Genomic DNA, 23,698 nt, shown 5'->3' on the forward strand with positions numbered 1-23,698 from the left:
GCCCTCGCCCTCGCCGGTGAGGTTGTCACCGGTGTGCTCGACCGAGCCGTCGGGGCTCGTGAGGTTGTTGTAGAAGACGAAGTGCTGGTCGGAGACGACCTTGCCCGAGGCGTCGCAGAGCAGCGCGCTGGCGTCCAGGTCGTAGTCCGTGCCGGTCGTGGTCCGCACGTCCCAGCCGAGGCCGACCAGTACGGCGGTGAGGCCGGGCGCCTCCTTGCTCAGCGAGACGTTGCCGCCCTTGGCGAGGGAAACTCCCACGGTGTCCTCCTGTGGTCCTCTGCGGAGATGGTCCTTGTTGGAAAACCGGCCCCGTCCGTGAACCGGACCGGGAATTAGAATCTACATGACTGTAGAAGTTGCTGCGGCGGCCGCACCGGCGCCCAGGGGGCCTCCTGCCCACTGCGGCCGTTACGATGTGGCGCTCCCCGGTGACGTGCCCGACAGGCGTGCGGCGCGCGGAGCGCTGACGGCGGGCCGAGCGCGCGCCGTCGTCACGACGGCAGGCGAGGACACGGCATGGAGCGGCAGGACGGCGACGGGCGGGAGCACCGCACGCGCAGGCGGGGCCAGGGCGAACTGGAGGCCCAGGTGCTCGCGGCGCTGCACGAGGCACCGGGCCCGGTCGGCGCGGTCTGGGTGCGGGAACGGGTCGGCGGCGACCTCGCGTACACCACGGTGATGACGATCCTCACCCGGCTCCTCGCCAAGGGCGTGGTGAGCCGGGAGCGCGCGGGCCGCTCCTTCCACTGGCGCTCCACCGCCGACGAGGCGGGCCTCGCCGCGCTGCGCATGCGCAAGGTGCTCGACAGCGAGCGCGACCGCGGGGCCGTGCTCGCCAGCTTCGTGACCACCCTGTCCGCCGCCGACGAACGCCTGCTGCGCGAGCTGCTCGGCGACGCGGGCGGCGCCGCGGCGGAGGGCTGACCGGTACCCATGGGGCTCTTCGTCTATCTGCCGCTCGTGCTGCCGCTCACCGCCTGGCCGGTCGCCCGGCTCGCCGCGCAGCACCTGCACCCGCGCACCGCGACCCGGCTGCTCGCCGGGCTCGCCGCCGTCATGGCCCTGTGCAGCACGCTGTGCCTGGCCCTGCTCATGGTCGTCGGCACCGCCCAGCTGCCCGGCAATCCGCTGCCCGACGCCTGGTCCGACCCCGAGGTCCGCGCCGCCCTGCCGTACGACGAGGTCGCGGGCGCGGCCGCGATCCCGGCGCTGCTCGCCGTGTGCGCGGCGGTGGGCCGCACGGTGGGGCGGCACCTCGCGGTGCGCCGCCGGGCCGCGCGGGCCGTCGCGGGCCTTCCGGGCACCTCGGTGGCGGTCCTCGGCGACAGCGCCGACGGCGCTGCCTACGCGTACGCCCTGCCCGGACCGCCCGGTCGCTCCGGATCCGGCCGCGTCGTCGTCACGCGCGCCCTCCTCGACCGGCTCGGCCCCGCCGAGCGACGGGCCCTGTTCGCGCACGAGCGGGCCCATCTGGCCGCGCGTCACCACCGGTTCCTGTTGGTGACGCAGCTGGCCGCGCGGGCCAACCCGGTCCTGGTGCCGCTGCGCACGGCCACCGCCTACACCGTCGAGCGGTGGGCCGACGAGGAGGCGGCCCGGGTGGTGCGGGACCGGCGCGTGGTCGCGCGGGCCATCGGCAAGGCCGCCCTGGTGGCGGGCCGCGCCCCCGCGCCGGGCCTCGCGGGGCTCGCCGCGGCGGGTCCGGTGCCGCGCCGGGTCGCCGCGCTGCTCGCGCCCGCCCCGGCCGCGCGCACCCGCCCCTCGCTGTTCACGGGGGTGGGGCTCGCCCTGTGGTGCGCGGCGGGCGGCACCGCCGTCTCCGCGATGTCGTCGGCGAACGCGGCGGTCACGATGGTGCTCGTGCTGCGGGCGGCGACGCCCCTGTGAGGTGCGCCTGAGGTGCGCCGCCGCCCGCGGTGCCCCGCGGGGCGTCCGTCAGAGGTCGAACTCGTGCGGCGGCAGGTCGAGGGCGTAGCACGCCTCGCGCACGACGGCCTGCTCGTCCTTGTCGAAGTCGCCGTCGGCGCCGCCGATGACGATGCCGATCTGCACCACGGCACGGGCCTCGGCGGGCTTCTTCTTGGCCTTGGCGACCTCCTGCAACACGCTGACCTTGCCGAAGTCGAAGTCGGTCGTGAGCTTGTTCACGTACTCCTCGAAGCGGTGGCGCAGGTCGTCCGCCGGGAAGTTCTGGAGCACGTCGTTCGACGCGATGAGCTGGGCCACGCGCTGGCGCTCGGCCTGGTCGACGGTGCCGTCGGCGGCCGCGACCAGGGCGCACATCGCCATGCTCGCGTCGCGGAAGGAGCCGCTCTTGAGGTCGTTCTTCTTCGCGAGCAGCTGGGCCTGCATCGTCGAGGCGGATTCCTTGAAGCGGTCCCACAGGGCCATGGAAAGTCTCCATCGGGTTGGTGCTCGTGAGCGGGCGTCAGACAGCGCCGACGCGGCACGCTCGTTTCTACAACGATGTAGAAACTAACACCCGGGCGGGAAAGTTCCGCAAGGATGGGGGAGGACCTACACGAGGGATGTACGCGAGGGACGTACGCGGACCTGTTCGGCGGACGCGCGCACGCGTACGCCGTGGACGTACCACCACGGAAGGGGTGCCCCGATGACATCGACGAGCCCGGGGCCGAGTGGGCCGCCCGGCGGGCGGCCGCAGTTCACGGCGCGGGACCTGCTGGCCCGCGCGGCGGCGGAACTCCTGCCTCCGCCGGACGCCAACCCGTTCGTGCCGCTCGTCGCCGACGGCACGGCGGAGCGGGGCGCCGTGGCCGCGCTCGCCCTGGAGCAGTGCCAGGTCATCCCGGCCGACCGCCGTTCCTTCCTGCACCTGGCGGACCGCTCGGCGCGGGCCGGGCTGCCCGCGGGCGCCGCGTTCTTCTCCACCCTCGCCGAGGGCGAGGCCCTCGCGGCCGACCGGCTCGGCCCGCTGCTCGCCGCCTGCCGGGTGAGCGCGGAGCAGGCGCGCGCGTACGTACCGAGGGCGGGCTGCCAGGCCTACCCCGCGTATGTGGCGTGGCTGGCCCTCAACGGCGAACCGGCCGACGTGGTGCTCGCCCTGACCGCCAACTTCGCGGCGTGGGGCGGCTCTTGCGCGACGCTCGCGGCCGCGCTGCGCACGCGCTACGGCTTCCCCGACGAGGCCTGCGCGTTCTTCGACCTCTTCGCCGCGCCGGCACCCGACCTCGACCGCGCGGCCCTGGCCGCCCTGGAGGAAGGGGTGGCCCGGGGCACCGTCACCCCCGGGACCGCACTGCGGCAGGGGCGGCTGCTCCAGGAGTACGAGGAGATGTTCTGGGCGAGCCTCGCCGGGCGGGCGGGGGACGAACGGCCGTGACCCCGCCGCCCGGCGCGCGGCTCACTCCGGGCGCAGCACGATGGCCGTCGCGATGACCCCGTCCCGCATGGTCCACAGGCCGTCGAGCCCGGTCAGCTCGGAGCCCGCGACCAGCGGGCCCTCGATGAGGATCTTGGCGGAGAAGGTGCCGTCGGCGCGGATGGTCAGGTGCGCGTCCTCGAAGCCGAGCCAGCGCCGGGCCAGCGGGAACCACGTCTTGTAGACGGACTCCTTGGCGCTGAACAGGAGCCGGTCCCAGGGCACGGACGGCTGCTCGGCGGCGAGGGCGGCGAGCGCGGCGCGCTCCGCCTCGTCGCTGACCAGGTCGAGCACGCCCGGGTCCGAGAGCCGCTCGGCGGGCTCCGCGTCGATGCCGAGCGAGGTCACGGCGGCGGCTTCGGCGACGACCGCCGCGCGGTAGCCCGCGCAGTGCGTCATGGTGCCGACCACGCCGTCCGGCCACACCGGCTCGCCCTTCTCGCCGCGCGGAATGGGCCCGGGCGGCACGCCGATGCGGGCGAGGGCGGTACGGGCGCAGTGCCGCGCGGTGGTGAACTCCCGCCGCCGCTTGTCCACGGCCTTCGCCACGTGCACGGCCTCTTCGGGGTACAGGACCGCGTCGGCCGGGTCCTCGCGCGTCTCGCAGACGGCGACGGGCAGTCCGGCCAGGAGCGCGCTCAATATGCGGGTTCCGCCGGAGGCCTCGGCCGCCGCGTTCGAAGGTGAGTTCACGGCGGATCACTCTACCGGGGGGCCCGCGCCCCCGACAGGGCCGCACGGCCCGCCCGCGCCGGGCTGGTCACCGTATAGGTCACATATAGCGACCGAACCGACGCTCGACTCATTCGAACGATTGAGGGGGGCTTCACGTGGAGTCGGACCAGGGGGCCGGGCGTCAGGCCGGGCAGCAGGGCAAGGGCCGGGAAACACGCGTCGCGCTGGTGACCGGGGGCTCCCGGGGCATCGGCCGCGCGGTGGCGACCCGGCTCGCGCGGGACGGCTTCGACGTCGCGCTGTGCTACCGCTCGGACCAGGCGGCGGCCGACGTCGTGGCCAAGGAGGTCGAGGCCGCGGGCCGCCGCGCCCTGACCCGGCAGGTCGACGTCGCCGACGGGGCGGCGGTGCGCGAGCTCGTCGCCGAGGCCGAGGGGGAACTGGGGCCGCTGCACGCCGTGGTGGCCTCCGCGGGCATCACCCGGGACCGGCCGCTCGGCCTCATGACCGACGACGAGTGGGACGGCGTCGTCCGCACCAACCTGGACGGCACCTACCACCTGCTGCGGTCCGTGGTGCGGCCCCTGATGGGGCGGCGCGGCGGAGCCATCGTCACGCTCTCCTCGGTGTCGGGCGTCGCGGGCAACTCGGGCCAGGCCAACTACGCCGCCTCCAAGGCCGGGATCATCGGCCTGACCCTGTCGCTCGCCAAGGAGGCGGGCCGCTACGGCGTGCGCGCCAACGTGGTGGCGCCCGGCTTCATCGACACCGACATGGTCGCGGGCCTCCCGGACAAGGCGGTGCAGGGCGCCCTCACCGCCATCCCGCTGCGCCGCTTCGGCCGCGCCGAGGAAGTCGCCTCGCTCGTCTCGTACTTGGTGTCCGACGAGGCCTCGTACGTCACCGGGCAGGTGCTGCGCGTCGACGGAGGCATGGCCCTGTGACCGCCCCCGACGATCCGGGCCTGTGGTTCCACCGCGCACCCGGGCCGCCGCGGACGCCGCGCCTGCGCCTGGTCTGCTTCCCGCACGCGGGCGGCACCGCACGGCTCTTCGACGGCTGGCGGCACCGCCTGCCCACCACCGTCGAGGTCGTCGCCGTGCGCTACCCGGGACGGCAGGAGCGGCTCGACGAGCCGTGCGTGGAGTCCATGACCGAACTCGCCGACCGGATCACCGGCGCCCTCGCCGGGTACGACGACGTGCCGCTCGCCCTGTTCGGGCACAGCATGGGCGCGAGCGTCGCCTACGAGGTCGCGCGGCGCCTCGAAGCGGGCGCGGGCCCCGCCCCCGTCCACCTCATGGTGTCCGCGCGGGCCGCCCCGGGCCACGGCGGGCGCACCACGCTGCACCGCGCGGCCGACGAGGTCCTGCTCGCCGCCGTGCGCCGCCTCGGCACGCTCGGCGGCGTCGACCCGTTCGCCGAGCCCGAGCTGCGCGAGCTGCTGCTTCCCGTACTGCGCAGCGACTACCGGCTCGTCGAGACGTACGCGCCCGCCGCCGAGGCCGCCCCGCTGCACGCGCCCATCACCGCCTACCTGGGCGACCGCGACCCGGGCTGCTCGGGCGACCGGGTGCGCGCCTGGGCGGGGTTCACCACCGGTGACTTCGCGCTCCGGGCGTTCTCAGGAGACCACTTCTACCTCGCCCCCAGGGAGGCGGAGCTGACCTCGGACATCGCCGAGCGGCTCGCGCCCGCCCCGGTGGCAACCGCGAGAGGAACGACAGCGACATGACGCGATCCCAGACCTGGGCCCCGCACGAGGTGCGGGCGGACGCCGGCGGCGGCGCCGACGAGCTGCTCACCCGCATCGACGAGCTCGACGGCGGCCTCGACGCCGCCCTCGTGCGCGAACGGGCCCTGGTGTTCAGGGGGTTCGAGGTCGGCACGGACGAACTCGACCGGGTCCTCGACCGGCTGCTGCCGCACCGCCTCGCCTACGTGCACGGCAACTCGCCGCGCACCAAGGTCGGCGGCAACGTCTACACGTCCACCGAGTACCCGCCCGAGTTCACCATCTCCATGCACAACGAGATGAGCTACGCGCACGTGTGGCCCGCCCGGCTCGCCTTCTACTGCGCGATCCAGCCCGGCGGCGGCGGAGCCACCCCCGTCCTGGACGCCGCCCGGTGGCTGGCGGCCCTCGACCCGGAAGTACGCGAGGCCTTCGCGGGCGGCGTGCGCTACATCCAGAACCTGCACGACGGCTACGGCCTCGGCAAGAGCTGGCAGGACACCTTCGAGACCGCCGAGCGCGGCGCCGTCGAGGACTTCCTGAAGGGCTCGGGCGCCGAGTGGGAGTGGCAGCGCGACGGCTCCCTGCGCGTGGAGTCCGTGCGGCCCGCCACCACCCGGCACCCGGTCACCGGCGCCGAGGTGTGGTTCAACCAGGCCGACCAGTGGCACCCGGCGGGGCTCGGCGACGAGACGGCCGCCGAACTCGCCGCGATCCTGCCCGAGGACCAGCTGCCCCAGATGGTCACCTTCGCCGACGGCGGCCGCATCCCGGGCGAGTACGTCACCCAGATCCGCGACCGCGGCCTCGAAGCCGCCGTCGACGTCGACTGGTACCAGGGCGACCTGCTGCTCATCGACAACGTCCTGCTGGCGCACGGCCGCCGCCCGTTCACCGGCGACCGGCGCGTCCTCGTCGCCATGTCGGACTGACGGCGCGCGCCGCAAAGAGAGCGAGACAGCCATGAGCCACCAGGTCGAAGAGGTGCCCGCGGGCTGGGCAGGCGCCGGAACCCTGCCCGGGCTGCACCGGCCCGAGGTCCCGGGAACCCGGATACAGGACTACATCCACAGCCATCGGACCGCGCTGCGCGCCCAGCTCACCGAGCGCGGCGCCCTGCTCCTGCGCGGCTTCGACGTCGCGGGCGTCGACGGCTTCGACGGGGCGGTGCGCGCCTTCTCCGGCACGCCGCCGCTGGCCTACGCCGAGCGGTCCTCGCCCCGCAGCACCATCAAGGGCCAGGTGTACACCTCGACCGACTACCCGCCGGACGAGGAGATCTTCCTGCACAACGAGAACTCCTACCAGGCGGTGTGGCCGCGCACCCTGTACTTCTACTGCGTCGAGCCGCCCACCACACAGGGCGCGACCCCGCTGGCCGACACCCGGCAGGTGCTGCGCTCCCTCGACCCGGAGGTCCGCGAGGAGTTCCAGCGGCGCGGCTGGCAGGTCGTGCGCAACTTCCACCCGGGCTTCGGCGTGCCCTGGCAGGAGGCCTTCAACACCACCGACAGGGCGGCCGTCACGGCGTACTGCGCGGAGCGCGACATCACCGCCGAGTGGCGTCCCGGCGGCGGCCTGCGCACCACCGCGGTGCGGCACGCCGTGCACCGCCACCCCGTCACCGGCGAGCAGGTGTGGTTCAACCACGCCACGTTCTTTAACCTCACCACCCTCGCCAAGGACGTGAGCGCGGGGCTGCGGGCCATCTTCGACGACCCGGACCTGCCGACCCACACCTACTACGGCGACGGCGGCGCGATCCCCGACGCCGTCACCGACCAACTGCGCGCCGCCTACCGGGCCGCGACGGTCCGCTTCGACTGGCAGCGCGACGACGTGCTGATCGTCGACAACATGCTCACCGCGCACGCGCGTGAGCCCTTCACCGGCCCCCGGCGCATCGCCGTCGCCATGGCCGAGCCTTCGGACACCTGAGCGCCCCGAGCGCCGAGGACACTTCAGAGAAGTCGAGGAAGACATGCCCCTGGCAGACCTGTTGCAAGACGAGCGCACCTACGGCTCGCGCATCACGGGCATCGCCGCCTACCGGCCCGCCCGGCAGCTCACCAACGAGGACCTGGCACCGCTGACGACGGTGTCCCCCGAGTGGATCGAGCAGCGCACGGGCATCAAGACCCGCCACCACGCGGGTGAGGGCGAGGGCCTGGTCGCCATGTCCGTGGCGGCCGGCGAGAAGGCGCTCGTGCACGCCGACGTCGACCCCGCCGAGGTCGACCTCACCATCGTCGCGACCGCCACCCGCAAGCGCCGCATGCCCGGCATCGCCCCGGAGGTGGCCAGCCGCATCGGCCTGCCCAACTCCGGCGCGTACGACCTGAACGCGGTCTGCGCGGGCTTCACCTACTCCCTCGCGATGGCGTCCAACGCGGTGCGGCTCGGCGAGGCCCGGACCGTCCTGGTCGTCGGCGCCGAGCGCACCAGCGACTGGATCGACCCCCAGGACCCGGACACCTTCGTCATCTTCGGTGACGGGGCCGGTGCCGCCGTCGTCTCCCGCTCCACCGAGGTGGGCGTCGGACCCGCCGTGTGGGGCAGCGACGGCGCCCGGCACAAGGTGCTCGGCATCACGGAGAAGGCCGACGGCCGCGAGTACGTCCAGATGAACGGGCCGCTGGTCTACAAGTGGTCGACCGCCACCATGCCGGACGTCGCCCACCGGGCCTGCGCGGCCGCGGGCATCACCATCGACGACGTCGACTGGTTCGTGCCCCACCAGGCCAACAACCGCATCATCAGGACCCTCACTCACGAACTGGGGCTGCCGCCGGAGCGCGTCGTCAACGACGTCGTCGTCACCGGCAACACCTCGGCCGCGTCCGTACCGCTGGCCCTCAGCAGCCTCTACGACAGCGGTCGCAGCACACCCGGCGACATCGTGCTGCTGCTCGGCTTCGGCGCGGGGCTCACGTACGCGGGCCAGATCGTACGGATGCCGTAGCGCTTCGCTGGATTTGCCGCGCTGTGCCGTCGATCGACTGCGGGTTCGTCGTGGCTGGTCGCGCCCACGCGGCGGAGCCGCATATCAGCACAGCCTCGCGCCCCTTCGGGGCACTCCCGTGCCGCAGCGCACTTCATCCGTCACCGTCCATTCACGTCCCCAACCGCACACAGAAAGAGGTCACCATGGCCAGAGACGTACTCACCGCCGACGTCGTCCGCCTCGTTCAGGACACCGCGTTCGACCTGGACGGCGAGGTCACCGCCGAGTCCAGCTTCGAAGAGCTCGGCATGGACTCGCTCACCCGCGTCGACCTGCTCGCCGCCGTAGAGAAGACCTACCAGCTCTCGGTGCCCGACGACACCGTGGCGACGCTGCTTCGCGTGCGCGACGTCGTCGACTTCCTCGTCGAGGCCAAGGCAGGAGTCTGACGCATGGACCGCACCGACCCCTTGGCCGGGACGCTGCCCCTGTCGGTGGGGCAGGAGGGGCTGTGGCTGCTGCACACGCTGCACCCCCAGTCCACCACCTACAACCTCGCGGGCGGTGGGCGGATCACCCCCGCCCCCGACCTGGCGGCCCTGGACCGGGCCTGGCGGGCCCTGCTCACCCGGCACCCGATGCTGCGCTCGCGCTACACCGAGGTCGCGGGTCGGCCCCGGCGCGTCGTCGACGCCCCGGAGGAGGCCGCGCAGATCGCGGTCGTCGAGGTGCCGGACGCCACCGAGGAGGAGCTGCGCCGCCGCGTCAACGCCGAGGTGCGCGCGCCCTTCCGGCTCCGGGACGAGGGGGCGGTGCGGGCCACGCTGCTGCTGCGCCGCACGGACGCGCTGCTGGTCGTCGTCACGCACCACATCGCGACCGACGCCATCTCGCAGTGGCTGCTGTGGCGCGACCTGTTCGCCGCCTACGAGGCGGAGATCGCCGGAAGCGCCCCCGACTGGCGGCCCATCAGCCATGACTACGACGAGTTCGTGGGCCGGGAGCGCACCCTCCTCGACTCGCCGCGCGGCACCGGGCAGGGAGAGTTCTGGCGCGCCGAGTGCGAGGGCTCCACCCCCGCCGAGCTGCCCACCGACCGGCCGCGCCCCGCGGTGTCCTCGCACACCGGGGCCAGCCTGGTGCGCAGGCTGCCCGACGCGCTCGCGCAGGCGGTGACCAAGGCCGCCGCCGAGCGCCACGTGTCACCGTTCGCCCTGATGGTGGGCGCCTTCCAGGCCATGCTGCACCGCTGCACGGGACAGAGCGACTTCCTCATCGCCTGCCCGGCCTCCACCCGGCGCGCGGCGGCGGCCGACATCATCGGCTACTTCGTCAACCCGGTCCTGATCCGCGCCCGCTTCGACCGCGAGACCACCCTGCGCGACGCCGTGGACGCGGCGGCGGACCGCGTCCGGCAGGCCACCGCGCGCGTCTCCTACCCGTTCCCGCTGGTCGCCCAGGGCGCCTCCGGGCCGCTGTTCCGCATCTCCGTCACCATGGTCGCCACCGACCGGTTCGGGCACGGCATGGACGGCCTGGTCGCGGGCGAGAAGGTGGCCCTCGCCGGACACGAGCTCGCCTACGTGGAGATCCCGCACCTGGAGGGCCAGTGCGACCTGGCCCTGGAGATCACCCGGGACGCGCACGGCCTCACCGTGGCCCTGCGCTACGACACCGACCTGTTCGAAGAGGCCACCGCCCAGCGGCTGTTCGACCAGTTCCAGCGGTGCGTCACGGCCGCCGTCGAGGCGCCCGACACCCGGGTCGCCCGGGTGCCGCTCACCGACGACACCGAGCGCGACCTGCTGCTGGCGCTGAGCGGCGGGCAGGCGTGAGCCCCCGCACCGCGGTCCACGACAGCATCCTCGACGCCGTCGGCGGCACCCCGCTGGTGGAGCTCGGCGGGCTGCTGCCGAGCTTCGGCTCCCGCGTCTTCGCCAAGCTGGAGTCCGCCAACCCCGGCGGCAGCGTCAAGGACCGCTCGGCGCTCTCCATGCTCCTGGGCAAGATCCGGGCCGGGGAGCTGCTGCCCGGCCGGTCCACCGTCGTGGAGTCCAGCTCCGGCAACCTCGCGATCGGCATCGCGCAGATCTGCCGCTACTACGGCATCGACTTCACCTGCGTCGTCGACCCGCGCACCACCCGGCAGAACCTGGCGATCCTGCGCGCCTACGAGGTCACCGTCGACATGGTCACCGAGCCCGACCCGGAGACCGGCGCCTATCTGCCGAGCCGACTCGCGCGGGTGCGCGAGCTGGTGGCGACGACCCCCGGCGCCTACTGGCCCAACCAGTACCGCAACCCGCTCAACCCGCGCGCCCACGTGCGCACCATGCGGGAGATCGACGAGGCGCTCGACGGCAGGGTCGACTACCTCTTCTGCTCCACCGGCACCGGCGGCACCCTGCGCGGCTGCGCCCAGTACATCCGCGACCGCGGGCTCGCCACGACGGTCGTGGGCGTCGACGCGCTCGGCAGCGTGCTGTTCGGCGGGCCGCCCGGGCCGCGCCTGCTGCCCGGCCACGGCGCCGCCGTGCGCCCCGAGCTCTTCGACCCGAGCGCCGCCGACGAGGTGGTCCTCGTCTCCGACCTGGAGTGCGTGGTGGGCTGCCGCACCCTGACGCTGCGTGAGGCGATCCTCGCGGGCGGCTCGTCCGGCGCCGTCACCGCGGCGCTCGGCAAACTCGCGGACCGCATCCCCCCGGGCAGCACCTGCGTGCTGGTCTTCCCGGACCGCGGCGACCGCTACCTCGACACGATCTACGACGACGACTGGGTGCGGCGCCACTTCGGCGACATCGAGCACCTGTGGAAGGAACAGGGACACACCATGGCGGTGGCGGCATGCTGATCCTCGGACACGGCGCGGTGGAGGGGCTGCTCGCCGGGCGCGAGCGGGAGCTCATCGACCTGGTCGCCGCCGCGTACACCGCGCACGACGAAGGCCGCACCAGCCTTCCGCACTCCGTGTTCCTGCGCTTCCCCGACCGGCCGAAGGACCGCATCATCGGGCTGCCCGGCTACCTCGGCGCGAGCGCGCCCACGGACGGCGACGAGGGCCACGAAGCCGTCGCGGGCATGAAGTGGATCGCCTCCTTCCCCGACAACGTCGCCTCCGGCCTCCAGCGGGCCAGCGCCGCGATCCTGCTCAACTCCCTGAAGAACGGCCACCCCGAGGCCCTGATCGAGGCCTCGGTGATCTCCGCCCGGCGCACCGCGGCCTCCGCGGCGCTCGGCGCCCGGCTGCTCCTCGGCGAGCGCAGGCCCACCGGCGTCACCCTCATCGGCTGCGGCGTCATCAACCGCGAGGTCCTGCGCTTCCTCGCCGCCGACCGGCCCGAACTGACGGACCTCACCCTGTACGACAGCGACCCCGAGCGGGCCCGCTGCTTCGCCCGGGACCACGCGCGGCTGCTGCCCGACGTCAAGGTCCGCAGGCGCGACCGGCTCGACGAGGCCCTCGCCGACCACGACCTGGTGTCGTTCGCCACGACCGCGGCGACCCCGCACACCGGCCTGGCCGCCTGTAGGCCGTCGGCCGCCGTGCTGCACGTGTCGCTGCGGGACCTGACCGTGCCCGCGATCCTCGGCGCGCACAACGTCGTCGACGACGTCGACCACGTCTGCCGCGAGCGCACCTCCATCCACCTGGCCGAACAGGAGACCGGCGGGCGGGACTTCATCGAGGCCAGCGTCGGCGAGCTGCTGCGCGGGCGGGCCACCCTGAGCCCCGCCCCGGGCAGGCCCCTGGTGTTCTCGCCGTTCGGCCTCGGCGTCCTGGACCTGGCCCTGGCCCGCTTCGTCCACGACAAGGCGCGCCGCTGCGGCATCGGCACCGTCGTCAGCGACTTCCTGCCGTCGCCGGTCCTCTGACACCGCGGCTCGACACTCTTACGGAGAAACAGACATGACCGTCCCGCTCCATCAGCTCATCGCCGCCCGGGCCGCGTCGACGCCGCGGGCCGTCGCGGTCGAGGACGACCTCGGCTCCCTCACCTACGAACAGCTCGACCGGCGGGCGGGCGACGTCGCGCGGCTGCTCGTGGCGCGCGGCGTCGCCCCCGAGTCGCGCGTCGCCGTGTGCCTGCCCCGCGGGCGCGACCTGCTCGCGGCGCTGCTCGGCGTGTGGCGGGCCGGCGCGGCGTACGTGCCCCTCGACGCGGGGCACCCGGCGGAGCGGAACACCTGGGTGACCCGGGACAGCGGGGCGGCCCTCGCCCTGACCACGCGGGCCTCGGCCGGGCTCTTCGACGCCGCCCTGGCCGGGCGCGTCGCCGCCCTGGACGAGGAGGGCGCCTTCGACGGGCTCCCCCCGGAGGACGTGGCGGTCGAGGTCTCCGGCGACCACGCCGCGTACCTCACCTACACCTCGGGGTCCACCGGCCGCCCCAAGGGCGTCGTCATCCAGCACGGCGGCATCGCCAACCGCGTGGCCTGGTCGCTCTCCCACCAGGAGCTCTCCGCGCGGGACCGGGTGCTCCAGAAGACCGTGATCACCTTCGACGCGGCGGCCTGGGAGCTGTTCGCGCCGCTCGCCGCGGGCGGCACCGTGGTGATGGCCCCCGCGGGCGCCGAGTCCGACCCGGCGCTGCTCGCCCGCACCGTCGCCGAGCGGCGCGTCACCGTCCTGCAAGGCGTGCCCTCGGTCCTGCGGATGGCCGTCCAGGAGCCCGCCTGGGCCGACTGCGCGGCGCTGCGCCTGGTCGCCTCCGCGGGCGAGCCGCTGGACGCCGCGCTGTGCCGCCGCCTCGCCGAGCCCTCCGGCGCGCAGGTGTGGAACACGTACGGGCCCACCGAGTGCTCCATCGACGTCAGCGGCCAGCTCTTCGACCCGGAGCGGCACACCGACGCCGTGCCGATCGGCCGCCCCCTCGACGGCATGCGGGCCTACGTCCTGGACGAGGAGTTCGCCCCGGTGCCGATCGGCGTCGTCGGCGAGCTGTACGCGGCGGGCGTGGGCGTCGCCCGCGGCTACGCGGGCAACCCCGCGGGGACCGCCGAACGGTTCGTGCCCGACCCGCACGGCCCGGCCGGAAGCCGCATGTACCGCACGGGCGACCTCGCCCGCTGGCGCTCCGACGGCGCCCTCGACTTCCTCGGCCGCGCCGACCACCAGGTGAAGGTCAACGGCGTACGCATCGAACCCGCCGAGGTCGAGGCCGCCCTGACCGCCCACGAGGACGTGCGCGGCGCCGTCGTCGCGGCCCGCGAGACCCCCGGCGGGAAGCGGCTCGTCGCCTATCTCACCACCGGCCGCCGGGTGCCGCGCGACGAGCTGCGCCGCTCCCTGCGGGGCAGGCTGCCCGAGGCGATGATCCCCTCGATGTTCGTCACCCTCGACTCCTTCCCGCTCACCACGAGCGGCAAGGTCGACCGCGCGGCCCTGCCGGACCCGGTCGACGACCAGGGCGCCCAGGGCACCCACACCGCGCCGCGCACGCCCGCCGAGAAGCTCGTCGCCCAGGTCTGGGAGGAGCTGCTCCAGATCGAACGGGTCGGCGCCCACGACGACTTCTTCGCCCTCGGCGGCTCCTCGCTCGTCCTGACCCGCCTCGCCGACGCGCTGCGCACCGCGTCGGGCGGCGACGTGCAGCTGCGCGGCCTGTTCGGCGCCTCGACCGTCGAGGCGCAGGCGCGCCTCCTCGAAGAGGCGCGGCCCGCCGTGCCGCCGGTGACGCCCGTCCCGCGCACGGAGCCGCTGCCCCTGTCGTTCGGCCAGCACCGCCTGTGGTTCCTCGACCGCATGCACCCGGGCAGCCCCGAGTGGGTGGCGCCCATGTTCCTGCGGCTGCCCGCGGGCACGACCACGGCCGCCGTGCAGGGGGCCCTGGACACGCTGGAGTCCCGGCACGAGTCGCTGCGCACCCGCTACGTCCTGCGCGGCGAGGAGCCCCGGCAGGCCGTCGTGCCCGCCGCCCCCGTGGAACTGCGGGTCGAGCACGCCGGTGAGGACGAGCTGGAGCGGCTGTTCGGGGAGCAGTTCGGCCGCGGCTTCGACCTGGGCGAAGGGCCCCTGTGGCGGGCGCTGCTCGTCCACGTGCCGAAGGGCGGCCCCGTGCTGCTCGTCACCACCCACCACATCGCCACCGACGGCTGGTCGACGGTCCTCCTGGAGCGCGAGCTGCGGGAGCTGTGCGCCGCCCGCTCCGAGGGCCGCGCCCCGGTCCTCGCCGAGCCGTCCGTCCAGTACGCCGACTACGCCGCCTGGCAGTCCGAGCGCGCCGACGACCCGGCCCTCGATCGCGAACTGGAGTACTGGAAGGAGCAGTTGGCGGACCTCACGGAACTCCAGCTGCCGACGGACCGGCCCCGGCCCGCCCGGCGCGACGCCCGCGGCGCGGGGGTCCGCTTCACCATCCCCGCCGGGCTCGCCGACGCCCTCACCGGCGTCGGCCGCCGCCACGGCGCCACCCCGTACGTCACCTTCCTCGCGGCGTTCGCCGGGCTCCTCGCCCGCTACTGTGGCCAGGACGACATCGGCGTCGGCAGCCCGGTCACGGGCCGTACCCGCCCCGAGACGCAGGACACGGTCGGCTTCTTCCTCAACTCCCTCGTCCTGCGCTGCGACACGAGCGGCGACCCCGCGTTCACCGAGCTGCTGGAGCGCGTGCGCACCACGACACTCGCCGGGTTCGCCCACCAGGAGCTGCCGTTCGAGCGCCTCGTAGACGAGCTCCAGCCGGTGCGCGACCTCTCCCGCACCCCGCTCTACCAGGTCGCCTTCGACCTCCAGGACGAGGGCGCCACCGCCGTCGCCACCGACGACGTCCTGATGGACGCCTTCCAGGGCGCCTGGCGGGTCGCCAAGACGGACCTGACGCTGTTCATGTGGCGCCAGGCGGACGGCTCCCTCGTCGGCGCCTTCGAGTACGCCACGGCCCTCTTCGACCAGCCGACCGCGGCCCGCATGGCCGAGCACTACGTCCGCCTCCTGGAAGGCGTCGCCTCCCACCCGGAGCTGCCCCTGTCGGCCCTCGACATCTCCTCCGTCCAGGAACGCCGCCTGCTGCGCGCGTGGGGCGGTTCGGAGTCGGCGGCGGTCCTGTCCGGCGTGTCGGTGCCGGAGCTGGTGGCGCGCCAAACGGTACGAGTTCCTGACGCTGTTGCCGTCGAGTGCGGTGAACAGCGCCTGACATACGCGGAGTTGGACGCGGCGGCGAATCGTCTGGCTCATCGTCTGCGTGCGGACGGCGTGGGCGTGGGTTCGTCGGTGGCGGTGCTCCTGGATCGTTCCGTGGAGCTGATGGTGGCGCTGTTGGGTGTGTGGCGCGCTGGTGCGGGTTACGTACCGATGGATCCGGTACTGCCGTCGGAGCGGATCGCGGCGATGGTGGCGGACGGCGGGGTCTCGGCCGCTGTCACGTCGGTTGAGTACGCGGATCGGTTCACCGGCGTACCGACGGTGCTGACGGCCGTAGACCTGTCGGCCTATCCGGCGCAGGCGCCCGAGGTCGTGGTCGATTTGGACGCGATGGCGTACACGGTGTTCACGTCGGGTTCGACGGGTCGGCCCAAGGGTGTGGAGGTCACGCACCGGGGTCTGGCCAATCATGTGGAGTGGGCCGAGCGGGAGCTGGCGTCTGCTGGTTCGGGCGGAGCCCCGGTCTTCTCCTCCGTCGCCTTCGACCTGGTGGTGCCGAATGTGTGGGCGCCGTTGGTGGCTGGTCAGCGGGTGTGGCTGTATGGCGGTGAGCTGACGGAACTCGGTGATGCGTTGGTGGCGGCGGGTCCGTTTGCGTTCATCAAGCTGACGCCCGGTCATCTGGAAGTGTTGGACCAGCAGTTGTCGGACGAGCGTGTGCAGGAGCTGACGCGCAAGGTCGTGGTCGCGGGTGAGGCGCTTCCGGGGCAACTGGTGGAGCGGTGGCGGCAGTTGCTGGGTGATGGGCAGGTCATCAATGAGTACGGTCCGACGGAGGCGACGGTGGGGACGTGTGTGTTCCCGCTGGAGGAGGAGTTCACCGGGGTCGTGCCCATCGGACGGCCACTTCCCAACATGGTGATGCGGGTGCTTGATGGTGGGATGCGTCCGGTTCCGGTCGGGGTCGTGGGGGAGCTGTTCGTCGGTGGTACGGGTGTCGCGCGCGGTTACGCGGGCCGCCCCGGGCTGACCGCCGAGCGGTTCCTGCCCGACCCGTACGGGGGCTCGGGCGAGCGTCTGTACCGGACCGGTGACCTGGTCCGGTGGCGGGCCGACGGGGCGGTCGAGTTCGTCGGCCGCATCGACGACCAGGTCAAGGTGCGGGGCTACCGCATCGAGCTGGGCGAGATCCGTGCCGCCCTCGTGGCGCAAGCGGCGGTGTCCGATGCCGCCGTCGTCGTCTCCGACGAACAGCAGCTGATCGCGTACGTCGTCGGCGACAGCGACGGACTCGCCGAGGCACTGGGCGAGGCGCTGCCGCCGTACATGGTGCCCTCGCTCTTCGTGGAGCTGGACGCGATCCCGCTCACGGCCAACGGCAAGGCCGACCGCAGGGCCCTGCCCGGCCCCGGCGCGACGGTCACCGACACCTATGTCGCCCCGCGCTCCGAGGTCGAGGCGCGCATCGCCGAGGTGTGGAGCCAGATCCTCCTCGTGGACAAGATCGGCGCCGACGACAACTTCTTCGAGCGCGGCGGCCACTCGATCCTCGCGGTCCGGCTGATCTCGCGGCTCCAGGACGAGTTCGACCTCGACCTGCCCGTCCGGGTCGCCTTCGAGCGGCCCACCGTCGCCGGGCTCGCCCAGGAGATCGAGGACCGCGTACGCGCCGAGATCGAGGCGATCCTCGCGCCCACCGCCGACGACGGCGGCGAAGCCCGCACCGGCACGCCCACCGACCAGGCCTGAGACAGGGGGACAACCACCATGCAGCAGCACGCTCGACACCACCTCAACGGGGCCCGGACGGAGGCCGCGGGAGCACCGGACGGCGCCACCCGCCATCTGATCTCCGTGTGCGACCTCAGCGACGACGACCTGCGCGCCCTGGTCGCCCGCGGCGCCGAGTTCGCGGCGGGCGTCCGCGAGGAGACCCTGGCCGGGGAGATCGTCGGGATCTACTTCCGGCGCACCTCCACGCGCACCCGCACCGCCTTCACCACCGGCGCCCTGCGCCTCGGCGCCAGGACGGTGACGTTCGGGCCTGGCGACCTCCAGCTCAACACGGGGGAGACGAGCGAGGACACCGGGCGCGTCCTCGCGGGCATGCTCGACCTGCTCGTGGCCCGGACGTCGGACGCCACCGAGGAGCTGCGGACCTGGGCCGCGGCCGGGCCGATGTCCGTCGTGAACGCGATGAGCGCCGAGGAGCACCCGACGCAGGCCCTGACCGACCTGACCACGCTGCACCGCCACTTCGGGCACGTCGACGGCCTGCGCGTGCTGTACGTCGGCGAGGGCAACAACAGCGCGGCCGCCCTCGCGCTCGCCCTGAGCCGGTTCCCCGACACCACCCTCGACCTGCGGACGCCGCCCGGCTACGGCCTGCCCGCGGACGTCATCACCACGGCGGTCGCGCAGGCCGACATGCACGGCGCGACCGTGCGCGAGCGGCACGACATGGCGGACCTGCCCGAAGGCGTGGACGCGATCTACACCACGCGCTGGCAGACCACGGGCACGACGAAGCCGACCGCCGACTGGCGCGAGGTCTTCGCCCCCTTCCAGGTCACCCGCGACCTGTGGCGCTCCAGCCCCGACGCGGTCTTCCTGCACGACCTGCCCGCGCACCGTGGTGAGGAAGTCACGGCCGACGTCCTGGACGGGCCCGCCAGCATCGCCTTCACCCAGGCGACCCACAAGCTGCACAGCGCGATGGCCGTCCTGGAGTGGTGCCGGGCCGGGGCGCGATGAGAAAGGCAGCCGACGGCGGCACGAAACCGCGTCGACGGCACGCCCTCCCGGGCCTCAACTCCTACCGCGACTTCCGGCTCCTGTGGACCGGATCGGCCCTGTCGGTGATGGCCGAGCGCTGCTCCGGCATGGCCTTCACACTGCTGATCCTCTGGCACACCGGGTCCAAGAGCAGCGCGGGCCTGGTCGGCTTCGCCGCGCTCCTGCCCGCGCTGCTCGTCCAGCTGCCCGCCGGGGTCCTCGTGGACCGCTGGAACCGGCGCGGCGTGATGCTCGTGTGCGTGGTGGGGCGGATGGTGGCGGTCGCGACCGTCGCCGTCGCCCTGGCGGGCGACCGCCTCTACGTGTGGCACATCGCCGCCGTCGCCTTCGTACAGGGCGCGCTGACCGTCTTCTACCAGCTGGCCGAGCGGGCCACCGTGCGCGGCGTGGTGCCCGCCCGGCAGCTGTCGGCGGCCATGGCCACGAACGAGGCGCGCTCGCGTGCGGTCAACTTCGTCGGACACCCGGCGAGCGGCATGCTGTTCGGCATCTCCGCGTGGATGCCGTTCATGTCCAGCGTCGGGATGTACCTGCTGTCCCTGATCACCCTGGTGCGGCTGCGGGCCAAGGACGACACGAAGGCCGAGAAGGGCAAGGGGAAGGGCGGCAAGGGCGGGAAGAAGCGGCCCATGACGGCGGAGATCCGCGCCGGGCTCGACTGGGTATGGAAACGCGCCTATTTCCGCACCGCGCTGCTCATCATGGCGGGCAGCAACCTGATCTTCCAGGCCCTGATCCTCAGCGTGGCCGTGGTGGTGCGGGACTCCGGCAGACCCGCGGGCACCGTCGGCCTGATCATGGCCGCGGGCAGCGTCGGAGGCCTCCTCGGCGCCATCACCGGCGGCGCGCTCAGCAAGCGCCTGCCGATGCGCCACACCATGATCGTGTCCCATGTGGCCTGGGCACTCGTCCTGCCCGGAACGGTGGTTTTCCACCATCCGGCCGCACTTGGGTCTCTCTTCTTCATAACATCGCATATAGGAGCCGCTGTTACCGTCGCAGGCATGTCCCACCAGGTGCGCATCACCCCGAACAACATGCAGGGGCGGGTCGGCAGCGTCGTCATGCTGCTCGTGTCCGGGGCGAGTTCCCTGGGCGCGCTCGGCACCGGCTTCCTCCTGGACGCGTACGGCACCCGTCAGGTCCTGATCGGCGCATCCGTGGTGATGGCGGTCCTCGCCGCCGTCGCGACCCTCGTGTTCACACGCCGAGGCGCGGCACTGGAGGACGAGAACAACATGGCGCCGCCCCCCGAGAGGGAGAGCGAGCCAGTGGTCGTCTCCTCGCGTACGACCCTGACCTTACGGAGAATCGATGGATGAGGCAGTGCGGCTGGAGTCGCTCACCAAGACATACAGCTCGGGAGCCAACCCCGTGACCGCGCTGCGCGAGGTCACGATGGCCTTCCCCCGGGGCAGCTTCACGGCGATCATGGGCCCCTCCGGCTCCGGCAAGTCCACACTGCTGCAGTGCGCCGCGGGCCTGGACCGGCCCACGTCGGGCCGGGTGAGCGTCGACGGCACCGATCTGAGCACCCTGAACGAGACGCAGCTGACCGAGCTGCGCCGGGAGCGGACGGGCTTCATCTTCCAGTCCTTCAACCTGCTGCCCTCGCTCACGGCCGCGCAGAACGTGTCCCTTCCGCTGCGCCTCGCCGGGCGCAAGCCGAAGCGCGAGGCGATAGCCCGGTCGCTGGCCCTCGTGGGCCTCGGCGACAAGGCGGGCAGCCGCCCCAGCCAGCTCTCCGGCGGTCAGCAGCAGCGCGTCGCCATCGCCCGCGCCCTGGTCAGCCGCCCCGCCGTGCTGTTCGCCGACGAGCCAACGGGCGCCCTCGACCTGCACACGGGACGGGAGCTCCTCGACACCCTGCGCAAGCTCGCGGGCCCGCCGACCGGCGACGGCTACGCGGCCACCGAGCTCGCCGACCGGCCCACCACGATCGTGATGGTCACGCACGACCCGAACGTCGCCGCGTACGCCGACCGCGTCGTCTTCCTCGCCGACGGCGTCCTCGCCGGTGGCCTGGAGCGGCCCACGGCGGAGGCGGTCGCGGCCCGGATGACCAGCCTGGCGGTGTCGTAAGTGCTCTTCATCGCCTATCAGACCCTGCGATCGCGCTGGGTGTCGTTCCTCGGCACCCTCGTGGCGCTCGTCCTCGGCGTCGCCCAAGTCGCCGCCATGGGCGCCCTGCTGCTGACCGTGCTCGACCTGCCCGACCGCCCCGTCGAACGGTTCGCGAAGGCCCCGGCCGTCGTCAAGCCCGACGACGGGGACTGGAACGCCTCCCAGCACGACCTCGGCGTCCGCTCCCTGCCCGAGTCGCAGGGCGTCGAGCCCGCCCTGCGGCAGAAGGTCGCGGGCACCGGCGGGGTCGTCGTCGACCGCGCCTTCTACGCCCAGCTCGACGGCGGCCCCAAGGACCAGGTGGGCCACCCCTGGCCGGTCGCGCGCTTCGGCGGCTACCGCCTCACCGACGGGCGCCCGCCCACCGGCAAGGACCAGGTCGTCGTCCCCTCCGACCAGGCCCGAACCGGCGAGCGGATCACCGTCATGACCGCCGCGGGCGTCTCCCGCTACACCGTCTCCGGCACCGTCTCGCCCGTCGACTGGGAGGACGCCGTCTTCTTCAGCGACGCCGAGGCCGCCCGGATCTCGCCGCGCGTCGAGGCCCTCGTCCCGCTCGGCCCGCTCGACGCGGTCCGCGCGGCCGTCGGCGACGACGCCGAGGTGCTCACCGGGCAGGACCGGCACAAGGCCGACGCCAGTGAGGACCGCGACCGCGAGACGCTCGACAACACCGTCACCCTGGTGCCGGTCATGGCGAGCGTCGCGGGCACCACCGCGGTGTTCGTCGTCGCCTCCACGTTCGCCTTCGCCGTCGTCCAGCGCCGCCGCGAAGTCGCCCTGCTGCGGGCCGTCGGCGCCACCCCCAAGCAGGTGCGGCGCATGGTGCGCGGCGAGGCCCTGCTCGTCGGCACGCTGGCGTCCGCGGCGGGCGCGGCGCTCGGCCTGTACGGCGCGCAGCTCCTCGCCGACGTCCTGATCGCCATGGACATCGCCCCCGACTGGTTCGAGGTGAAGCCGTCCCTGCACTGGACGATCACCGCCCCGCTCGCCGGAGCGTTCCTGGTCGGCACCACCGTGGCCTGGTGCGGAGCCGTCGCCGCCGCCCGCAGGGCGGGCACGGTCCGCCCCGTCGAGGCGCTGCGCGAAGCCGCCGTGGACGACACCGGGATGACGCCCGCGCGCCGGCTGCTCGGCGCGGTCGGGGTCGCCGCGGGAGTGGGCCTCGCCGGGTGGATCGCCTTCGGCAAGCCGCAGAGCGTCCTGTCGCCCAACACCTACGTCACCGAGCTGCTCGTGCCCGTCCTGGCGGCGGCCGTCCTCGCCCCGCTCGCCGTCGGACCGCTCACCCGGTTCTTCATGTGGCCCTTCCGCAACTCCGCCGGGCCCACGGCCATGCTCGTGCGCGAGAGCGCGCTCACCGCCCGCCGCCGCACGGCCGCCACCGCCGCGCCGATCCTGCTCACCGTCGGCCTCGCCCTGTCGCTGCTCGCGGCCACCGACTCCCTCGGCGCCGCCCGCGACCACGGCCTGCGCAACTCGGTCACCTCCGAGTACGCGCTCGCGCCCGACCACACGCCGGGCATCAGCCCCGACGTCATCGACAAGGTCAAGCGCATCGACGGCGTACAGATCACCGCGCCGCTCCTGACGACCGTCTACACCCGCGACGAGGACCGCTTCGACGTGAACGACGGCCTGGTCGTCGACACGGCCGCGCTGAAGCACACCATGGACCTCGACGTCACCGAAGGATCCCTGGACAGCCTTGACGACAACAGCATGGCCGTCGCCGACCTGTGGGGCTGGGACGTGGGCACCCGCGTGAAGATCTTCCTGGGCGACGGCGAACAGGCCACGCTGAAGGTCGCCGCCGTCTACAAGGCGCTGCGCGGCTCGGACGTCGCCTATCTGCCCGAGCGGTTCGCCGCCTCCGCCGCGTACTCCCGCGACGGCCTGGCACGGCGCGCCTACATCTCCCTGAAGCCGGGCACCGACCGGGCCGCCGCCACCGCGGCCATCGAGAAGGCCGTGCGGGGCAACGGCGCGAAGTTCATGACGCGCGACGAACTCGTCGCCACCGAGAGCGCGTACGCGCGCCACCTCATCGAGGTGCGGCAGCGCTCCACCGCGCTGATCGTCGTCCTGTTCTGCTTCATCGCCATCCTCAACACCCTGCTCATGGCCACCGCCGACCGGCGCCGCGACCTCGCCGTGCTCCGCCTCGCCGGGGCCACGCCGAAACAGGTCGTGCGGTTCTTCGTCGCCGAGTCGCTGCTCGTCACCGCGATCGGCGTGGCCCTCGCCGTCATCGCCTCCGCGGTCAACCTCATCGGCCTGTGGGGCGCGCTCCACGAGCTGTTCGGTGCGGCGCCGATCGTGGTGCCGTGGGCCGTCGTCGGCACCGTCACCGCCGTCTCCGCGGTCCTCGCCGTCGTCGGCACCGTACTGCCCGTCGGCGCGGCCCTGCGCTCGCGCATCGTCCAGCTGGTGGGCGCCCGCGAGTAGGCGCTTCGCGCCCGCCCCGAAGATCACGCGGCCCGGTCCCCATCGCCCCGGCGGGACCGGGCCGCGTGCTGTCCGCGCGCGCCCGAGCGGCGCGCGCCCGCCGTGTTGCCTGCGTAGAGGCCGCATATAGGTGCCCGCCGGAAGCTGAGGACGTAACGATCCCCGGGGCTTGCCCCGGCATTCCCCCCGGGCTCGCCCCGGCTTTCGAAAGGGACGCCGACATGGCTGACGACCTCAACGACGACCGCCTCTACCGCGTCGTCCGCAACGACGAGGAGCAGTACTCGATCTGGGCCGCCGACCGCGAGCCGCCCGCGGGCTGGCACACCGAGGGCACCGAGGGCACCCGCCAGGAGTGCCTGGACCGGATCGACACCGTCTGGACCGACATGCGCCCGGCGAGCCTGCGCCGCCGCATGGAGCAGGCGGGCACCTGACATCCGCGCCCCGGCCGGGGCGCCACACCCAGCAGGTTCGCGGCAACGCACGGACGCATCACGTGAAAGGTCGGGA

Annotated in this window: 21 protein-coding genes; 18 read left to right on the forward strand and 3 right to left on the reverse strand. The window is 73.6% G+C overall.

Going from position 1 to position 23,698, the window contains the following annotated elements:
- Nucleotides 1-258, reverse strand: a 258-nt coding sequence (locus ACIG3E_RS25395) for a TerD family protein (RefSeq protein WP_399620667.1), incomplete at its 3' end; no start/stop codon positions are given.
- Nucleotides 259-516: 258 nt separating this feature from the next.
- Here ACIG3E_RS25395 and ACIG3E_RS25400 point away from each other — a divergent pair.
- Together ACIG3E_RS25400 and ACIG3E_RS25405 are read left to right on the forward strand one after the other, a co-directional pair.
- Nucleotides 517-924 (forward strand): BlaI/MecI/CopY family transcriptional regulator, encoded by a 408-nt coding sequence (locus ACIG3E_RS25400; RefSeq protein ID WP_399620670.1) that lies wholly within the window; start codon nt 517-519, stop codon nt 922-924.
- A 9-nt stretch (nt 925-933) separates the two neighbouring features.
- Nucleotides 934-1,887: a M48 family metalloprotease gene (locus ACIG3E_RS25405; protein ID WP_399620673.1), complete on the forward strand. Its 954-nt coding sequence runs from the start codon at nt 934-936 to the stop codon at nt 1,885-1,887.
- A 48-nt stretch (nt 1,888-1,935) separates the two neighbouring features.
- Here the strand turns inward: ACIG3E_RS25405 and ACIG3E_RS25410 are convergent, their stop codons facing one another.
- Complete coding sequence (locus ACIG3E_RS25410) at nt 1,936-2,391, reverse strand: tellurite resistance TerB family protein (RefSeq protein WP_399620676.1); 456 nt, start codon at nt 2,389-2,391, stop codon at nt 1,936-1,938.
- Between the two features lie 223 nt (nt 2,392-2,614).
- Between ACIG3E_RS25410 and ACIG3E_RS25415 the strand changes: the two genes are divergently transcribed.
- Nucleotides 2,615-3,343 carry a transcriptional regulator gene (locus ACIG3E_RS25415; RefSeq protein WP_399620679.1) on the forward strand — a complete coding sequence of 243 codons (729 nt, stop codon included), beginning with the start codon at nt 2,615-2,617 and terminating at the stop codon, nt 3,341-3,343.
- 21 nt (nt 3,344-3,364) lie between these two features.
- On the opposite strand, the gene ACIG3E_RS25420 is transcribed toward ACIG3E_RS25415, so the two are convergent.
- Nucleotides 3,365-4,024, reverse strand: a complete 660-nt coding sequence (locus tag ACIG3E_RS25420) for a 4'-phosphopantetheinyl transferase (RefSeq protein ID WP_399621420.1) — start codon at nt 4,022-4,024, stop codon at nt 3,365-3,367.
- 188 nt (nt 4,025-4,212) lie between these two features.
- Between ACIG3E_RS25420 and fabG the strand changes: the two genes are divergently transcribed.
- From fabG to ACIG3E_RS25495, 15 genes are all read left to right on the forward strand, one after another.
- Nucleotides 4,213-5,001 (forward strand): 3-oxoacyl-ACP reductase FabG, encoded by a 789-nt coding sequence (gene fabG / locus ACIG3E_RS25425; protein WP_399620682.1) that lies wholly within the window; start codon nt 4,213-4,215, stop codon nt 4,999-5,001.
- Nucleotides 4,998-5,792 carry a thioesterase II family protein gene (locus ACIG3E_RS25430; protein WP_399620685.1) on the forward strand — a complete coding sequence of 265 codons (795 nt, stop codon included), beginning with the start codon at nt 4,998-5,000 and terminating at the stop codon, nt 5,790-5,792. Before fabG ends, ACIG3E_RS25430 begins: the two co-directional genes overlap by 4 nt.
- A complete protein-coding gene (locus ACIG3E_RS25435; protein ID WP_399620689.1) occupies nt 5,789-6,724 on the forward strand; it encodes a TauD/TfdA family dioxygenase in 936 nt (311 codons plus the stop codon). Before ACIG3E_RS25430 ends, ACIG3E_RS25435 begins: the two co-directional genes overlap by 4 nt.
- A 31-nt stretch (nt 6,725-6,755) precedes the next feature.
- Entirely contained in the window at nt 6,756-7,730 is a 975-nt protein-coding gene (locus ACIG3E_RS25440; RefSeq protein ID WP_399620693.1) for a TauD/TfdA family dioxygenase, read from the forward strand.
- Between the two features lie 43 nt (nt 7,731-7,773).
- Nucleotides 7,774-8,754, forward strand: coding sequence for a beta-ketoacyl-ACP synthase III (locus ACIG3E_RS25445; protein WP_138958383.1), 981 nt, complete (start codon nt 7,774-7,776; stop codon nt 8,752-8,754).
- A gap of 185 nt (nt 8,755-8,939) precedes the next feature.
- On the forward strand, nt 8,940-9,185 hold the full coding sequence (locus ACIG3E_RS25450) for an acyl carrier protein (protein ID WP_030678588.1): 246 nt from the start codon (nt 8,940-8,942) through the stop codon (nt 9,183-9,185).
- Between the two features lie 3 nt (nt 9,186-9,188).
- A complete protein-coding gene (locus ACIG3E_RS25455; RefSeq protein WP_399620698.1) occupies nt 9,189-10,571 on the forward strand; it encodes a condensation domain-containing protein in 1,383 nt (460 codons plus the stop codon).
- Nucleotides 10,568-11,587 (forward strand): 2,3-diaminopropionate biosynthesis protein SbnA, encoded by a 1,020-nt coding sequence (sbnA, locus tag ACIG3E_RS25460; protein ID WP_399620701.1) that lies wholly within the window; start codon nt 10,568-10,570, stop codon nt 11,585-11,587. The genes ACIG3E_RS25455 and sbnA overlap by 4 nt, the downstream gene beginning before the upstream one ends.
- Entirely contained in the window at nt 11,581-12,609 is a 1,029-nt protein-coding gene (gene sbnB / locus ACIG3E_RS25465) for a 2,3-diaminopropionate biosynthesis protein SbnB (RefSeq protein WP_399620704.1), read from the forward strand. The genes sbnA and sbnB overlap by 7 nt, the downstream gene beginning before the upstream one ends.
- A 34-nt stretch (nt 12,610-12,643) precedes the next feature.
- The gene (locus ACIG3E_RS25470; RefSeq protein WP_399620707.1) at nt 12,644-17,566 is read left to right on the forward strand and encodes an amino acid adenylation domain-containing protein; all 4,923 of its coding nucleotides are present in this window, start codon (nt 12,644-12,646) and stop codon (nt 17,564-17,566) included.
- An 18-nt stretch (nt 17,567-17,584) separates the two neighbouring features.
- Nucleotides 17,585-18,571: an ornithine carbamoyltransferase gene (locus ACIG3E_RS25475; RefSeq protein ID WP_399620710.1), complete on the forward strand. Its 987-nt coding sequence runs from the start codon at nt 17,585-17,587 to the stop codon at nt 18,569-18,571.
- The gene (locus tag ACIG3E_RS25480; protein WP_399620713.1) at nt 18,568-19,935 is read left to right on the forward strand and encodes an MFS transporter; all 1,368 of its coding nucleotides are present in this window, start codon (nt 18,568-18,570) and stop codon (nt 19,933-19,935) included. Before ACIG3E_RS25475 ends, ACIG3E_RS25480 begins: the two co-directional genes overlap by 4 nt.
- Nucleotides 19,928-20,695: an ABC transporter ATP-binding protein gene (locus ACIG3E_RS25485; RefSeq protein WP_399620716.1), complete on the forward strand. Its 768-nt coding sequence runs from the start codon at nt 19,928-19,930 to the stop codon at nt 20,693-20,695. Before ACIG3E_RS25480 ends, ACIG3E_RS25485 begins: the two co-directional genes overlap by 8 nt.
- Entirely contained in the window at nt 20,696-23,185 is a 2,490-nt protein-coding gene (locus ACIG3E_RS25490; RefSeq protein ID WP_399620719.1) for an ABC transporter permease, read from the forward strand.
- A 221-nt stretch (nt 23,186-23,406) separates the two neighbouring features.
- Nucleotides 23,407-23,622, forward strand: a complete 216-nt coding sequence (locus tag ACIG3E_RS25495) for an MbtH family NRPS accessory protein (protein WP_144001990.1) — start codon at nt 23,407-23,409, stop codon at nt 23,620-23,622.
- Nucleotides 23,623-23,698 lie beyond the last annotated feature (76 nt).

This window comes from Streptomyces sp. NPDC053474 (assembly GCF_044544845.1).
GTDB lineage: Bacteria > Actinomycetota > Actinomycetes > Streptomycetales > Streptomycetaceae > Streptomyces.

Coding starts and splice junctions, on each gene's coding strand:
- ACIG3E_RS25405 (WP_399620673.1), top strand. CDS start 934: ATGGGGCTCTTCGTCTATCTGCCGCTCGTGCTGCCGCTCACCGCCTGG.
- ACIG3E_RS25485 (WP_399620716.1), top strand. CDS start 19,928: ATGGATGAGGCAGTGCGGCTGGAGTCGCTCACCAAGACATACAGCTCG.
- ACIG3E_RS25475 (WP_399620710.1), top strand. CDS start 17,585: ATGCAGCAGCACGCTCGACACCACCTCAACGGGGCCCGGACGGAGGCC.
- ACIG3E_RS25410 (WP_399620676.1), bottom strand. CDS start 2,391: ATGGCCCTGTGGGACCGCTTCAAGGAATCCGCCTCGACGATGCAGGCC.
- ACIG3E_RS25450 (WP_030678588.1), top strand. CDS start 8,940: ATGGCCAGAGACGTACTCACCGCCGACGTCGTCCGCCTCGTTCAGGAC.
- ACIG3E_RS25455 (WP_399620698.1), top strand. CDS start 9,189: ATGGACCGCACCGACCCCTTGGCCGGGACGCTGCCCCTGTCGGTGGGG.
- ACIG3E_RS25415 (WP_399620679.1), top strand. CDS start 2,615: ATGACATCGACGAGCCCGGGGCCGAGTGGGCCGCCCGGCGGGCGGCCG.
- ACIG3E_RS25440 (WP_399620693.1), top strand. CDS start 6,756: ATGAGCCACCAGGTCGAAGAGGTGCCCGCGGGCTGGGCAGGCGCCGGA.
- ACIG3E_RS25445 (WP_138958383.1), top strand. CDS start 7,774: ATGCCCCTGGCAGACCTGTTGCAAGACGAGCGCACCTACGGCTCGCGC.
- ACIG3E_RS25480 (WP_399620713.1), top strand. CDS start 18,568: ATGAGAAAGGCAGCCGACGGCGGCACGAAACCGCGTCGACGGCACGCC.
- ACIG3E_RS25495 (WP_144001990.1), top strand. CDS start 23,407: ATGGCTGACGACCTCAACGACGACCGCCTCTACCGCGTCGTCCGCAAC.
- ACIG3E_RS25470 (WP_399620707.1), top strand. CDS start 12,644: ATGACCGTCCCGCTCCATCAGCTCATCGCCGCCCGGGCCGCGTCGACG.
- ACIG3E_RS25435 (WP_399620689.1), top strand. CDS start 5,789: ATGACGCGATCCCAGACCTGGGCCCCGCACGAGGTGCGGGCGGACGCC.
- sbnB (WP_399620704.1), top strand. CDS start 11,581: ATGCTGATCCTCGGACACGGCGCGGTGGAGGGGCTGCTCGCCGGGCGC.
- ACIG3E_RS25400 (WP_399620670.1), top strand. CDS start 517: ATGGAGCGGCAGGACGGCGACGGGCGGGAGCACCGCACGCGCAGGCGG.